A 13,757-nucleotide genomic window follows, 5' to 3' on the forward strand; every position below is an offset into this window, starting at 1 on the left:
CGACAGGATTCCGCCCACCAACGCAGCGGGCGCCGGCTCCCTGAGGGAGCCGACGCCCGACGTCCTGCTGTCTGCTCAGGCGGAGTAGCCGCGGGTGGCCATCCAGTTCGCCAGGTCGATGGTCGTGATCCAGTACGACGGCACCGCCGGGTTCGCCGAGTCGGCGATCTTCACGGTCCGGCCGTTGTCCCGGTAGCCGACCACGGCGATGTAGTGCCCGCCGGAGAAGGAGTGCCACCCACCGTCGACGTCGGTGGCGTCGCCGACGATGTTCGCGACCACGCCGCGCCCGTCACTGACCGCGGCCACCACGTCGGCCTGGAGCCGGTCCATCTGGGCGGGGCTGGGCGCGCCCGGGAACATCCGGGTCCGGTACGGGTCGCCCTTGACCACCGCGTTCAGCACCCGGGTGGTGTCCTCGGCGGAGTTGGTGCCCATCTCGGTGGTGCCGAGCTGCGTGGCCAGGGCGTCCTGGCTGCGCTCGATCCCGGCGGCGCTGAGCGCGTTGCGGGTGGCGGCCGGGCCGCAGTAGAAGTACGTGGTCTGGGCCTGGTAGTCGTAGTCCAGGATCTTGCTCGCCGGCGGCTTCGGCGGCTCCGGCTTGCGGGTCAGGTCGGGGTCGACGGCCTTCTTGACCGCAGGCGCCGGGCTGGCCGCCGACGGCGCGGCGGTCGACGGCGAGCTGCTGGTCGAGGGGTTGGTCCGGGCCTCGCCCCGGGAGGCGACGCTGTCGCTGCGCAGTTCGGCCACCGAGGCCGAGGCGTGCTGGGTGACGGGCTTGTCGTCGCCGTTGTGGAGCAGCGCGCCGGTGCCGGACGCGAGCACCAGCGCCGCGGCGGACGCGGCGGCGACCTGCACCGGACGCTGGGTGGCGAGACGACGGAGCTGGCGCTTGAGGGTGTGCTTCACGGGATCCTCCACGGACTGAGGGGAAGAGCGACGCACCGCGCCGGCGTCCGAGGACAGGCAGGCGTGACCGCGCGGATCTCGTCCGCGGGTGGTGGACCGCTCAGGGGAACGCCCGGTGGCCGGGCGGAAGACGCGGGTGCCGGGGTCAGCTCGCCGCTACGGGGCGGGCGAGCGCGGGCACCGCGGTGCCGTGGAGAGGTGGGGACGACCAAGGGGTGGGAGCGGATGACACGAGGATTGAACTCCTTCCGACACCGCCGACCGGGTTAGCTGACGGATTCGGGCGGGAAGATCGCCCTACCGCGGGCCGTGGCTCGCGGATTCACCCCGGAAATGCTTGTGGGTCCCCGGCTCGTGGAACTCGATTAGGCGGGTCGGCGCGGCGTCGCCTCTTGCGATCGGTTACCGCACCGGACGCGCCGACACTACTGGTAGGTATGGACCCTGCCAACCCTTACCCACCTGCGTAAACGTCGATCATGATAATTTTTTTTGCGCGTACGGACACTGGCGTGACTCAATGGGACGAGCAGTTCTGCCGGCACCGGAGGGCGACAATCGGACAGGTCGGCGACAACAGCCCCGGAACCCCTGCGAGATTGGTGCCCACTGTTCCGGCTGACCGTTTCCGGCGCTCTGTGACCGGGGTCACGGAACAATCGTCGGATCAGCCCACCCGGGCCGGCCGCCAACGCCCGACGGTGGCCCGTGCGGCGCTGATGCCCTCGGCCCGGCGGGGCGCCGGCACCCGGGCCGGCCGGAGCCGCGCCGCCGCCGCGTACGCCTCGGCGGCGAGGGTCCGGGCCGACTCGGCGGCCAACTCGGCGTCCCGCCACGCCGACCGCTCCCGCTGCACCGCGGCCCGGTGCTCGGCCAGCTTGCCGTCCCGGATCACCCGGGCCAGCAGGACCTCCTGCTCGACCGGGTGCCGCCGGGGATCCCAGCCGTTGCGGTGGGCCAGCACGTCGCCGAGCTGCCGCAGGGTCAGCTCGCCGCGCCAGTGCGCCGCCGTGGCGGCCCGGTGCAGGTGCCGCTCCCGGGCCGCGTACTCGGCGGGGGTGTGCGGTGTCCTGGGCGGGCCGAACGCGCCCGCGCCGGCGAACCGCCGGGCAACGGCCTCCGCCTCGTCGTACGCCGTCCAGGCCCGCTCGGCCTCGGCCTGAGTGGCCAGCCAGTCCGCGCGCCGTCGGCGGGCGGTCTGCGCGGCCCCGGCGGCCGCGACGGCCACCTCGTCGGCGTACCGGCGCAGGTCGGCGGCGTCGGCCGCGGCGAGCTCCCGCTCGGTCGGGGCGGCAGGCGGGGTGTCGTCCGGTCGGTCGCGCTCGGGGCGGGCGACCAGCACGGTGAGCACGGTCAGGGCCAGCACCAGCAGGGCCGACCAGATGGCGGCGGCCTGCGGCACCTCGATCAGGAACTGGTAGAGGACGGTCTTCTCCATTGACGGCACCTAACGGGCAGCGGAGGCGGGTGCGGGACGGCCGGGGCTTCCGGCGTGATCGCGGGCCACTGTCGGGCTGCCCGGAGCTGGGGCAGTGGAACAGCCCGGATCGGGTCGTCGGGCGGGCGCGGCGGGGAGGTTCGACAGGCGCGGCGGCGGGCGGCTTGCGCGGGGTGCGATCAGGCGGCCGGTGGGGCCCGGGGCGCCCGGGCGGCCGGCGTGGCCGAGAGCGGCGGCCGGACGTCCGCGGCGACCACCACGGTCGACGCGCCAGCCGGCGCCGGTGCGGCCGGACCGGCCACCACGGAGGGAAGAACGCCGGTGGGAACCCGCTGCTCGGCGGCCAGCGTGTCGTCGGCGCCGGCGTGGTGCCCCGCGACCGAGCCGGCCACCGGCGCCACCGCCGGCGCCGGCGCGTCCGTGGCCGACGCTCCCAGGCTCAGGGCACCGAGGACAGCGAGGCTGGTCAGCAGCCGGGCCGCCCATCGCGCGACCCACCACAGGGGACAGGTGAGCGCGACGGAAGGCACGGCACCACGCTACCGTCGGCGCCGCCGGGTCGCATCGCGTGACGGGCGTGTCGCCGACGCCGCGCCGAGGGCACTGACCAGGGTGGACAGCCTCAGCGCGACTCGACGTACGCCGGCTGGTCGGCGGGGGTCGCGGTGCCCGCGCGCGGCGCCGGAACGGTGACCGTGGCGGGCGGCGCGGTGGGGGGCGCGGCCGGCGGCGCGGTGTCGGCCGGGCGGGCCCGCCGGCGTGGCGCGAGCCGACGCATCATCGGCATCTCGACGTAGCGGTGCAGCAGCCCGGCGAGCACCAGGTTCAGCAGCAGGAAGCCGAGCACCACCGCCGGCCCGCGCCAGCCGGGCAGCCCGACGCCCCAGTCGCCGGTCAGCCGCAGCACGGTCATCATCACGAAGACGTGCACCAGGTAGAAGGCGAACGACACCTCGCCGAGCCAGATCATCGGGCGGGACCGCCACGGTGAGCGCCGGCCGCGCACGTCGGCGTCGGCCGCTGCCGTGATGACCAGGATGTACGCCACCGACAGCAGCGCGGCCCAGAGTTCGGCGCGGACCCACGCGGCGGCGACCGCCCAGGTGGCGACGAAGAGGACGCTGGCCGACGTGAGCCGGGGGCCCCGCCACCGGCCGCGGCGCATCAGCTCGGCGGCGGCCACGCCCATCCAGAACTCCAGCGACCGCACCGGCGGGAAGATCTGCGTGAACCACCAGCGGTCGGCCTCCGGCACCAGCGCCTGGGCCGGCCAGAGCGCCAGGATCAGCAGCGGCACGGCCACCACGACGGCCCAGAGCAGCCACGGCCGGGCCCGGCGCAGGTAGGGCAGCACCAGCGGCAGACAGAGGTAGAAGAAGAACTCGCAGGAGAGCGACCAGCTCACCGTGTTGACGCTGTAGAAGTAGCCGGGCGTCGGGTTCCACGCCTGGATCAGCAGCAGATTCTGCACCGCCGCCGAGGGGTTGACCGGGTCGGCGAACCAGAGCCCGACCAGCAGCACCAGCGCCCAGAGCAGCAGATGGTTGGGGTAGATCTTGGCGACCCGCCGGCGCCAGAAGTCCCGCCGACGCTCGCCGGGCCGGTACGACCAGACCAGCACGAACCCGCTGAGGATGAAGAAGAACTGCACCCCGGAGAGGCCGAGGCTGAACACCTTGTTGACCACGCCCTGGTAGTCCGGCTCGGCGATGATCCGCATGGTGCCGGCGTGGAAGCCGAAGACCAGCAGCGCGGCGATCCAGCGCAGTCCGGTGAGGGAGGGCAGCCGGCCGGCCGGTGCGGTCCGGCCGGGCGCCACGGTCGTCGGTGCGCCCGTCATGGCCGGTCCTCCACCCTGCGCGGCGTCACCAGCACGTACCTCTCCTCCCAGCGGTCCGGTGGGCGGCGCAGGCCGCCGCCGTGCGGTGGTTCCCGGTCAGTGCCGTCCGTTCGGGCACCCTACCCGCCCGGTCGGTGGACGCCGTCCAGCCGGGTGGACGAGGGTGACGCGTGGGTGTTCGTCCGCTGTCGCGTGGCCTAATATCTCGGGGCCTGGAGGTGTCGGACGTACCGCCTCCCCAACCCTGTCGGGGCCGGTGTCCGGAGTCGGACGCCGCCGCGGACGGACGAGAGGTGGAGCCACCGATGCACCAGCGGATCCTCATGCGGGCCAAGAAGGGGCCCTTCGACGTCTACTCGCCGGAGGAGGCCTTCGAGGGCAACTGGATCGGCGAGAACAACGGCAACCTGGTCTTCAGCCACGCCGCGCACAAGCTGCTCCGGACGGCGACGGCGGAGATCACCTCCACCGAGTTCAAAATCGACCTGCGCGACGCCGACAAGATCAACGAGCAGTACGACGTGTACGTCATCCCGCTCGCCAACGCGTTCCGCCGCAGCTACGCGCACCGCATCGTCACCATGACCAAGTTGATCGAGCGGCTGAAGATCCCGGTGGTGGTGCTCGGGGTGGGCGTGCAGACCGACGTCAAGGGCGACCGCGAGTACCTGCGCCCGATCGACGACGTGGTGAGCCGCTTCGTCCGCGCGGTGCTGGACCGCTCGCACAGCATCGGTGTGCGGGGCGAGATCACCGAGAGCTACCTGCGCACCCTCGGTTTCTCCGCGGTCGACGTGATCGGTTGCCCGTCGATGTTCCTGCACGGTGACAGCCTGCGGGTGGAGAAGCGCAAGGCCACCCTGGAGCCGCACGACCGGGTCGCGCTGACCATCTCGCCGTACGTGAAGTCGATGGCGAAGGTGGTGACCGCGCACCACCAGCGGTACCCGAACCTGCGCTACCTTCCGCAGGACCTGAAGACCCTCGGCACCCTGCTCTACGGCGACGCGCCGGAGGACCGGGGCAAGAAGAGCGCCATCCCGATCCACACCTCGCACCCCCTCTTCACCGAGGACAAGGTGCGGATGTTCGTGGACCCGTGGACCTGGATGGACTACCTCTCCGGGTTCGACTTCGCCTTCGGCACCCGGATCCACGGCACCATCACCGCGTTGATCGCCGGGACGCCCGGTTACCTCTTCGCGCACGACTCGCGCACCCTGGAGCTGGCCCGGTACTTCGACATCCCGCACCGGGTGATGAAGGACGTGTCGGCCGACGTCGACGCCGCCGACCTGTACGCGGAGGCGGACTACACGGCGATGAACAACGGGCACAAGGCCCGGTACGAGACCATGCTCGCCTTCCTCGCCAAGCACGACCTGGGGCACGCCTTCGCCGACGGCGAGAGCGCCACCCGCTTCGACGAGCAGGTGCGCGCCACCACCTTCCCGCCCGCCGTCCGCCCGGCGGGCGCCACCAGCGCCGACGTGCTGCTGGAGCGGGTGCGATGGCTGCACGACCGCAACCAGGAGCTGCGCGGCGAAATCGAGACCCTCCAGGAACAGCAGCTGCGGGCCCGGGTCAAGCGGGTGGTCGGCGGCCCGGTGCGGCGCATCCTCAACCGTTAACCCGCCGCTCAGCGGTTGTTCAGAAACTCCACCTTCGTCGGCCACGTCCGGTTCCGGGTCCGTCCACCCGCGGGGTCGAAGGTGGCGGCGTGGTCAACGAGTCCCCGCCACCGCTGCTCAGCATCGTCGTGCCCGTGTACGGCGTCGAGGCGTACCTGTACCAGTGCCTCGAGTCGATCCGGGCCGACATTCCGGCGGGCGAGGCGGGCGCGGTCGAGCTGATCGCCGTGGACGACGCGTCCCCGGACCGCTGCGGCGACATGCTCCGGTCGTACGCCGCCGGCCGGTCCGGGATCCGGACCGTGCACCTGAGCAGCAACGTCGGCCTGGGGCTGGCCCGCAACGCCGGCCTCGAGGTGGCCGCCGGCCGGTATGTCTGGTTCGTCGACAGCGACGACTGGCTGCCGCCGGGCACGATCCCGGCGGTGCTGGACCGGCTGCGCCAGCACGAGCCGGACGTGCTGATGCTCGACCACCTGCGGGTGCACGAGGACGGCCGGCGCGAGGTCGACGCGAGCAGCCACCTGCTGCACGGGATCTCCGGCGTGGTGCGCCTGGCCGACCAGCCGCAGCTGCTGCGGGTGCAGCACACCGCCTGGAACAAGGTGGTCCGGCGGGCCTTCCTGGACGAGTTGGAGCTGCGCTTCTTCCCCGGCTGGTACGAGGACATCCCGTTCAGCCACCCGCTGCTGATCGGCGCGGAGAAGATCTCGGTGCTCGACCGGATCTGCTACCTCTACCGCCAGGGCCGGCTCGGCGCGATCACCTCGACCCGCAGCGGCCGGCACTTCGACGCCTTCGACCAGTACGAGCGGCTGATGGACTGGGTGCGCCGCCGGCACCCCGACGAGCAGCTGCAGGCCGAGCTGTTCCAGCTGATGGTGAACCACTACCTCGTGGTGGTGGGCAACGACGACCGGCTGCACCCGCACCTGCGCCGGGCCTTCTTCCAGCGGGTCGCCGAGCACTACCGCCGGTACCTGCCGGCGGCCGGTTACCCGCCGCCGGCCGGGATCACCGGGCTGAAGCACCGGCTGGTCGGGCGCAACGACTACCTCGCGTACGCGGCGCTGCGCCAGGCCCACCGGGTGGCGGGTCGGCTGCGCCGCCCGGCCCCGCCGGCCGGCGAGGCCGCGAGCGGGCGGGCCGCGGACGACGCCCCGGGCGAATCCGCCGGCGACCACCCGGCGAGCGGGGCGACGGACAACGTCCGCAACGACGCGCTGGCGGGCCGCGGCAACCCGTGATCGCACCCCGGGTCAACATCCCCGCCGGGAGCCGCTTCGGCTCCCGGCGCCCTGGTTTTCCAGGTCGTCCCCGCACCCGGTGGACGACGACGACAGGACCGCACACTGGTGCGGACGCAGGTGAGCAGAGGTCGGTATGACGGCGACACTGAAGATCGGACCGCACGCGGTCGGTGCCGGGGAGCGACCCTTCGTGGTCGCCGAGATGTCCGGGAACCACAACGGTGACCTGGACCGGGCGCTGGCCATCGTCGACGCGGTGGCGGCGAGCGGCGCGCACGCGCTGAAGCTCCAGACGTACCGCCCGGACACGATCACCATCGACGTCGACACCCCGGCGTTCCGCATCTCCAGCGGTCACGAGCTGTGGGGCGGCGAGAACCTCTACCGGCTCTACGAGAAGGCGCACACCCCGTACGAGTTCCACGCCCCGATCTTCGAGCGGGCCCGGCAGCACGGCCTGACCGTCTTCTCCTCCCCCTTCGACGCCACCGCGGTGGACCTGCTGGAGTCGCTGGACGCGCCGGCGTACAAGATCGCCTCTTCGGAGCTGGTGGACCTGCCGCTGATCCGGCTCGTCGCGAGCACCGGCAAGCCCATGGTGATCTCCACCGGGATGGCCACCATGGCCGAGATCGACGCCGCGGTGCGCACCGCCCGGGACGGCGGCGCCGGCGGCATCATCCTGCTCGCCTGCACCGCCTCCTACCCGGCCCCGCCGCAGGACAGCAACCTGCGCCGGATCCCCGTGCTCGCCGACGCGTTCGGCGTGCCGGTCGGGCTGTCGGACCACACCCCCGGCATCGGGGTGCCGGTCGCGTCGGTGGCGCTCGGCGCCTGCTTCATCGAGAAGCACGTGACCCTGGACCGCGCCGACGGCGGGGTGGACTCGGACTTCTCGCTCAACCCGGACGAGCTGGCCGCGCTGGTGATCGAGTCGGAGCGGGCGTACGCGGCACTCGGTGGCACGGCGATCGGCCCCACGCCGGCGGAGCGGGAGGGCCTGCGCTTCCGTCGCTCGCTCTTCGTCGTCGAGGACGTCCGCGCCGGCGACCCGGTGACCGAGCGCAACGTCCGTTCCATCCGGCCGGCGGGTGGCCTGCCGCCGGTCGAGATCGACCGGGTGCTCGGCCGCGCCTTCGCCACCGACGTCTCCCGCGGCACCCCGCTGAGCTGGGACCTGATCTGACCGGCTGCCCGGCTGACCGCCGGGTCCGTCGCGCGTCGCCCCCGTCGGCGGCGCGCGGCTCGGGTCGGTGACGTCGGGGGTCCACACCCGCCGGCCGCCGTGACGTCGCCGGACCCGCGCCGATCTCCCCCGCCCCCACCGGGTCGGGGGAGATCGGGAGATCAGCAGCCGTCCGCCTGCGGCGCGAAGGCGACGGTGACCACCAGGTCGGCCAGGCGCAGCGTCCGCCAGACCGCCGGGCTCTGCGCCGGCGTACCCAGCCCGTGCCGGCGCCACCAGGCCACCACCGGCACGTCGGCCAGCTTGCAGTAGCACTCGGCCCGGGTCCACCGGGCCCAGAAGTCGGCCGCACCGAAGCGTCGGGCCAGCGCCACCGGCACCGGCGCGTCGGCCCGTTCGGCGTCGATCGCCACCCGCCAGCCGGGGGTCGGCGGCCCGTACCAGCCGACGCAGCGACCGTCGTCGAGGTGGCTGCGGGTGAGCGCCGCGGCCAGTTCGGCGGGGGTGCCCACCCGCAGGTAGCGCTCGGCCCCCGCCACTAGCGCCGGCACCGGACGCGGCCCTGCCCCGGCCGGCGGCCGGGGCAGCACGGTCCGCTCCAGCTCAGATGGAGGCCGCACCGTCCACCACGATGACCTGGCCGTTGATGTTCGTCTGCTCGCGCAGCAGCATCCGGACCACCGGCACGACCTCCTCCGGCTCGGTCAGGTGGCCGGTCGGCGTGCGGCGCACGATCTGGTCGAGCTGGGTCTGGCCGAGCACCGCGGACATCTCCGAGGCGAAGAAGCCGGGCGCCACCGCGTTGACCAGCATCCGGCCGCCGAGTTCGCGGGCGAGCGACCGGGTGGCCGCGTCCATCCCGCCCTTCGTGGCCGAGTACGCCACCAGGCCCGGGAAGCCGCGCTGGGCGCAGATCGAGGTCACGTTGACGATCCGCCCGCGCAGCCCCTGGCCGAGCATCCGGCGGATCACCAGCCGGGTGAGCTGCAACGGCGCGGTCAGGTTCGTCTCGATGATCCGCGCGATGTCACCGGTGGCGGTGTGTACGTGCAGCGAGTCCTGCCCGACGGCGGCGTTGTTGACCAGGCCGTCGATCGGCCCGAGCCGCTGCTCCACCTCGCGGACGAACGACTGGGCGGCCGCGAGGTCGGTGACGTCCACCGACCCGACGTGGATCCGGTCGGGGTGTTCGGCCGCGAGCTTCGCCAGCTCCGGCGTGACGGTCCGGGCGAAGGCAGCCACCCGGACGCCCTGCTCGAGCAGGTCGGTGACGATGGCCAGCCCGAGCCCGCGCGAACCGCCGGAGACGAGGACGACGGAGCTGGGCGGAACGATCGGGGTTTCGGCGCGGTCAGACATCGCTCTTCAGGGTCTCCTTGACGGGGATCTCGGTCAGCATCCGGATCCGGCGGGGTACGGCGTGCTCGGGCAGCCGGTCGGCGCACCAGCGCACCAGCGCCGCCTCGTCCGGCGGCTCGGCGTCGGTGCCCGGCTGCGGGACCACCTCGGCCACCACCATCCGGCCCAGCATCGGGGCGCGCCGCCCGGTCACCCGGGCCCAGGCCACTCCCGGGTGCGCGGTGAGCACGTCCCGCACCAGCCCGGCGGAGACCTTGCTCCCGCCGACGTTGATCTCGTCGGCGTCGAGCCGGCCGGTGATGACCACCCGGTCGCCGACCACCTGCACGCGGTCGCCCGTGCGGACCGCGCCGTCCAGCCCGGCTCCGTGGTAGGGCGAGGTGATCACCAGCTCCTCGTCGCGCACGCTGAGCGCCGGCCGGCCGGGCACGACCCGGTCGAGCCACTGCACCGGGAAACCGGCCTGACCGTCGTGCACCACGATCGCGGCGCCGACCTCGGAGGAGGCGTAGATCCAGGAGAGCCGGGCGGCCGGGAAGAGGGCCCGCAACTGATCGAGGATCGCCTGGTCGACCGGCTCGCCGCCGAGCGTGATCTGGCGCAGCGGCACCCGGGCCAGCGCGGCGGCGTCGCGGTAGACGGTGCGGCGCCAGAACGTCGGTGTGCCGGAGGCGGCGTCCACACCGTGCGCGGCGGCGAGCGCCGGCCAGTCGTCGAGCTGATCCTGCTCGACCACCACCAGGTGCTGGCCGGGCTGGGTCAGCGACAGCGTGACCACCTGCCACCAGGCGTACGTGCCCGGGGCGTACGGGCAGAGCCACGTCCGGGCGGGCTGCTCGCCCCGCACGGTGGTGAGCGAGTCGAGGGTGTGGCCGACCCGCTTGGGCCGGCCGGTGGAGCCGGAGGTGAGCAGCCAGAGCCGACCGGGATCGGCGGCGCGGACCCGGGTCGGGGCCTCGTCGCGCGACTCACCGTCGACCAGCTCGGTCAGCGCGAAGCCGGCGTCGCGCAGTTCGGCCCGCAGCGCCGCGTCGACCCGACCGGCGCCGCTGAGCAGCAGCTCGGTGCCGTGCGTCGCGTGGTGGCGGGCCGCGGCGAGGGCGTCGGCCGCGCCGTGTGCCAGCACCGCGGCCGGGGCGGACAGCGTCAGCTCCGGCAGCGCCCGCCAGGTCAGTGGGGTGCCACCGACGACGATGCGGTTGTCGATGCCGGCCGGCTCCGGGTGCGCGGTGGACCCGGCGCGAGAGGTCGCGACGGTCACTGCCGCTGGAGCTCGACGAGGAAGTCGAGCACGTCGGAGACGGTGGAGATCCGACGCAGCCCGGGGGCGTCGAAGTTGAGCTCCTCGCCCGTCTCGTCCTCGACCCGCAGCGCCAGCTCGGAGAAGTCCAGGGAGCGGAAAGCGATCTCCCGCAGATCCGCAGCGTCGTCCTCCGGCAGCACCTTGCCCTGGTTCTTGAGCACCTGCGCCATGAGGTCGCGGATCTGCGCGCGACTCAATTCGTTCATGCGCCGGAGTGTACAGGCCCAGCGAATCGACATCACATTTCCCGGGGCCGGGTAGGGTGCTCAGACGATTGCGGGAAACACCACGGAAAGCGAGAGGCACGTGCTGCGCGAAGCGACCGGGGACGACGTTAACCTGATGTTGTCCTGGCGTAATCAGGAAACCAACCGGCAGGTCAGCAAGACCAGTCACGAGATCACCGCCGAGGAGCACGACCGGTGGTGGTCGGCGGTGCGCGGCGACCCGTCCCGGCGTGTGCTGATGTACCTCCACGACGGGGTGCCGTGCGGCGTGGTCACCTTCTTCGACCTGCGCTGGGACGAGCCACGGACCGGCTCCTGGGGCTTCTATCTCGACGCCGACGGCCTGGCCGCCCGAGGCGAGACACTGCCCGCCTGGCTGGCCGTGATGCGCGCGGCGGTGGACCACGCGTTCGACGATCTCGGGCTGGCGCGACTCGACGGCGAGGTGCTCGCGCACAACACCGTCGTGCGGCAGATGAACCGTCGGTTCCGATTCGTCGAGGGCACGCCACGGACGGAGGTTTCCGACGGCCGGGAAATCACCGTCATCCCGATTTCCCTCGACCGCTCGAACCGTCGGCGGCGCTGAATTGTCCGAGCCGTTCGACAATTGTCCGTACGCCATTCACCGGCCGGACACCCGTCGTTAACTGAAGTGCCCGGAAATGGCCCGCACGGCGGGAAACGGCCGGACCGGCGCCGCTGCGCTCAGCCGCGCCGCCAGGCCGCCCAGTGCTGCTGCGGGTTGCCGCCGAGCCGGACGAAGCCGTACTGCTCGCCCGGCCAGTCGTCCGGTTCGCCGGGCGCCCAGCGGGTGAAGACCACCTCGGCCGCGGCCGGCGGGCGGTCGCTGAACCAGCGCACGTCGGTCCAGGTCACCTGGTGGCTCAGGTTGAACCGGAGGATGTAGTGCACGCCGGTCGAGGCGTACACCCGCTCGCCGGGGCGGATGCCGAGGTCCGCGACCGCCGGGGTCGGCGCGGTCGCCGCCACCATCGGTCGGACGATCCGGTGCGAGATCACCTGCATGGTGCCGACGTTCACCGCGAGCAGCGCCACCAGCAGGGGCACCCGCAGCCGGGGCAGCCACGCCGCGGCGATCAGCAGCACGCAGCCGGCGACGCCGACGAGCGCGCCGGTGAACGGGCGGAACTCCCGCCAGCCGCCGGTCAGCGCGAACAGGTCCGGAGCGCTGAACCCGCCGTAGCGCAGGCTGTGGCCCCGGCTCTGGACGTACGCCAGCCGGGCGCTGATCAGGGCGGCGCCCACGACCAGCAGCGCCGCCGCGACCGCCGTGCGGCGCAGCACCACCCGGTAGCCGGCGGCGAGCACCACCCGGAGCCCGACCAGCAGCCAGAACGGGGCGAGCATCTGCACGTAGCGCCCGTAGATCGCGTCCAGCGGCTTGCCGGTGATGCCGGCGAGGATCACCGAGGCCCCACCGGCGACCCCGACCGTGGTGGCCAGCGCCACGCCCAGGGTCCACCGCGACGCCGGACCGTGCTCGGGGCGGCGCAGCTCACGCAGCGCGCCCACCCAGGCGACACCGGCCAACCCGAAGGTGATCACGACGAGGTACCAGAGTTGGGTGCCGACCGCCGCGCCGAGGCGCAGCAGCCCCGGGCCGGAGGCGATCGCCTGCACGGTGCCGCCGGAAGGCTCGTTGCCGAGCAGGTAGACCTTCTCGCCGAGCAGGCGGATCCCGGCCTCGTTCACCAGCGCCAGAGCGAGCACCGGCAGCAGCGCGGCCAGCACCACGCCGGGGGTGATCCGGCGACGGACCAACAGCAGCAGCACCAGAGCGGCGTGCACCACCACGATGACCAGACCCCGGGAGTGCAACAGGTGGAACGCGCCGACCAACAGCCCGACGGTCGCCGCGGCGAGCGGACCGGGTCGCTCGATCCACCGGTGCACGGCGAGCAGCCAGGCCACCACGAGCGGCGCCATCACGGTGTCGATCATCGCCACGTTGGCGTAGAACGCCGTCGCCGGCAGCGTGGCGGCGACCGCGGCGGCCAGCAGCGCCGGCCCGCGGTCCAGGCGCAGCAGCCGCCGGCCGAGCAGGTACGCCAACGGAAGGAGGGCCGCGTTCACCATCGCGTTGATCAGCTGCACCAGCCGGTAGCTATGGGTGAAGTCCCAGTCGCCGAGGAAGGCCGGGGAGATCAGCATCGGGTAGCCGACCCGGCGCAGCAGCTCGTTCTCGCTGCTGAATCCGCCCGGCCCACCGGCCAGCGCCCGCGCCGTGTTGAGATAGCTGTCCTCGTCGGTGTGCGCGATCGGAAGGCTGATGTGCCGGCCCAGCCACATCCGCCAGGCCACCCCGAGCAGCCACCCGACGACCAGCAGCAGCGGCACCAGCCATCGCCGGCGCGAGCCGGCCGGCGCGCCGCTCGGGGTCGCCGCCCGCTCCATCACGTCGGTGCCGGTTGCCATCGCCGCCTCCTGGGGTCACCGGTCACCCGCCGGCGCCGGATCTTGCTCCGGTAGGCGCGGCGAACGGGGCCGGGCTGCTCTGCACTGGGGTTGGCCGGTCGCGACACCGCGACGTCTGGCCCGCGGAACGGGTGCGACACCAGGCCCGGATCGCGGGCCGCGTCGCGTACGCGCG

At 73.2% G+C, this 13,757-nt stretch carries 13 protein-coding genes and 1 riboswitch; of the genes, 4 read left to right on the top strand and 9 right to left on the bottom strand.

Annotated features, from left to right (window positions below; genetic code table 11):
* Positions 1-75 precede the first annotated feature (75 nt).
* The 4 genes from AB0C04_RS23715 to AB0C04_RS23730 form a co-directional block, all read right to left on the bottom strand.
* A complete protein-coding gene (locus tag AB0C04_RS23715; protein ID WP_357058120.1) occupies positions 76-921 on the bottom strand; it encodes a C39 family peptidase in 846 nt (281 codons plus the stop codon).
* Positions 922-1,149: 228 nt separating this feature from the next.
* Positions 1,150-1,291: riboswitch (cyclic di-AMP (ydaO/yuaA leader) on the bottom strand.
* Between the two features lie 285 nt (positions 1,292-1,576).
* Positions 1,577-2,347 carry a hypothetical protein gene (locus tag AB0C04_RS23720; RefSeq protein ID WP_357058122.1) on the bottom strand — a complete coding sequence of 257 codons (771 nt, stop codon included), beginning with the start codon at positions 2,345-2,347 and terminating at the stop codon, positions 1,577-1,579.
* A 179-nt stretch (positions 2,348-2,526) separates the two neighbouring features.
* Positions 2,527-2,877 carry a hypothetical protein gene (locus AB0C04_RS23725; RefSeq protein WP_357058124.1) on the bottom strand — a complete coding sequence of 117 codons (351 nt, stop codon included), beginning with the start codon at positions 2,875-2,877 and terminating at the stop codon, positions 2,527-2,529.
* A gap of 92 nt (positions 2,878-2,969) precedes the next feature.
* Positions 2,970-4,187, bottom strand: coding sequence for an acyltransferase (locus AB0C04_RS23730; RefSeq protein WP_357058126.1), 1,218 nt, complete (start codon positions 4,185-4,187; stop codon positions 2,970-2,972).
* Positions 4,188-4,492: 305 nt separating this feature from the next.
* Between AB0C04_RS23730 and AB0C04_RS23735 the strand changes: the two genes are divergently transcribed.
* From AB0C04_RS23735 to pseI, 3 genes are all read left to right on the top strand, one after another.
* On the top strand, positions 4,493-5,818 hold the full coding sequence (locus AB0C04_RS23735; protein WP_357058128.1) for a polysaccharide pyruvyl transferase family protein: 1,326 nt from the start codon (positions 4,493-4,495) through the stop codon (positions 5,816-5,818).
* 89 nt (positions 5,819-5,907) lie between these two features.
* Positions 5,908-7,065 carry a glycosyltransferase gene (locus AB0C04_RS23740; RefSeq protein ID WP_357058130.1) on the top strand — a complete coding sequence of 386 codons (1,158 nt, stop codon included), beginning with the start codon at positions 5,908-5,910 and terminating at the stop codon, positions 7,063-7,065.
* 136 nt (positions 7,066-7,201) lie between these two features.
* Positions 7,202-8,254 (top strand): pseudaminic acid synthase, encoded by a 1,053-nt coding sequence (gene pseI / locus AB0C04_RS23745; RefSeq protein ID WP_357058132.1) that lies wholly within the window; start codon positions 7,202-7,204, stop codon positions 8,252-8,254.
* Positions 8,255-8,415: 161 nt separating this feature from the next.
* On the opposite strand, the gene AB0C04_RS23750 is transcribed toward pseI, so the two are convergent.
* Genes AB0C04_RS23750 through AB0C04_RS23765 form a run of 4 tightly spaced genes read right to left on the bottom strand, consistent with a single transcriptional unit; the run spans position 8,416 to position 11,122 of the window.
* Complete coding sequence (locus AB0C04_RS23750; protein WP_357058134.1) at positions 8,416-8,874, bottom strand: hypothetical protein; 459 nt, start codon at positions 8,872-8,874, stop codon at positions 8,416-8,418.
* A complete protein-coding gene (locus tag AB0C04_RS23755) occupies positions 8,858-9,613 on the bottom strand; it encodes an SDR family NAD(P)-dependent oxidoreductase (protein WP_357058136.1) in 756 nt (251 codons plus the stop codon). The genes AB0C04_RS23750 and AB0C04_RS23755 overlap by 17 nt, the downstream gene beginning before the upstream one ends.
* Positions 9,606-10,874, bottom strand: a complete 1,269-nt coding sequence (locus AB0C04_RS23760; protein ID WP_357058138.1) for an AMP-binding protein — start codon at positions 10,872-10,874, stop codon at positions 9,606-9,608. The genes AB0C04_RS23755 and AB0C04_RS23760 overlap by 8 nt, the downstream gene beginning before the upstream one ends.
* Entirely contained in the window at positions 10,871-11,122 is a 252-nt protein-coding gene (locus tag AB0C04_RS23765) for a phosphopantetheine-binding protein (protein ID WP_357058140.1), read from the bottom strand. The genes AB0C04_RS23760 and AB0C04_RS23765 overlap by 4 nt, the downstream gene beginning before the upstream one ends.
* Before the next feature lie 100 nt (positions 11,123-11,222).
* On the opposite strand from AB0C04_RS23765, the gene AB0C04_RS23770 reads away from it, so the two are divergent.
* Positions 11,223-11,732 carry a GNAT family N-acetyltransferase gene (locus AB0C04_RS23770; protein ID WP_357058142.1) on the top strand — a complete coding sequence of 170 codons (510 nt, stop codon included), beginning with the start codon at positions 11,223-11,225 and terminating at the stop codon, positions 11,730-11,732.
* 119 nt (positions 11,733-11,851) lie between these two features.
* On the opposite strand, the gene AB0C04_RS23775 is transcribed toward AB0C04_RS23770, so the two are convergent.
* Positions 11,852-13,582 (bottom strand): hypothetical protein, encoded by a 1,731-nt coding sequence (locus AB0C04_RS23775; protein WP_357058144.1) that lies wholly within the window; start codon positions 13,580-13,582, stop codon positions 11,852-11,854.
* Positions 13,583-13,757 lie beyond the last annotated feature (175 nt).

It is taken from the genome of Micromonospora sp. NPDC048909 (assembly GCF_040649635.1).
GTDB lineage: Bacteria > Actinomycetota > Actinomycetes > Mycobacteriales > Micromonosporaceae > Micromonospora.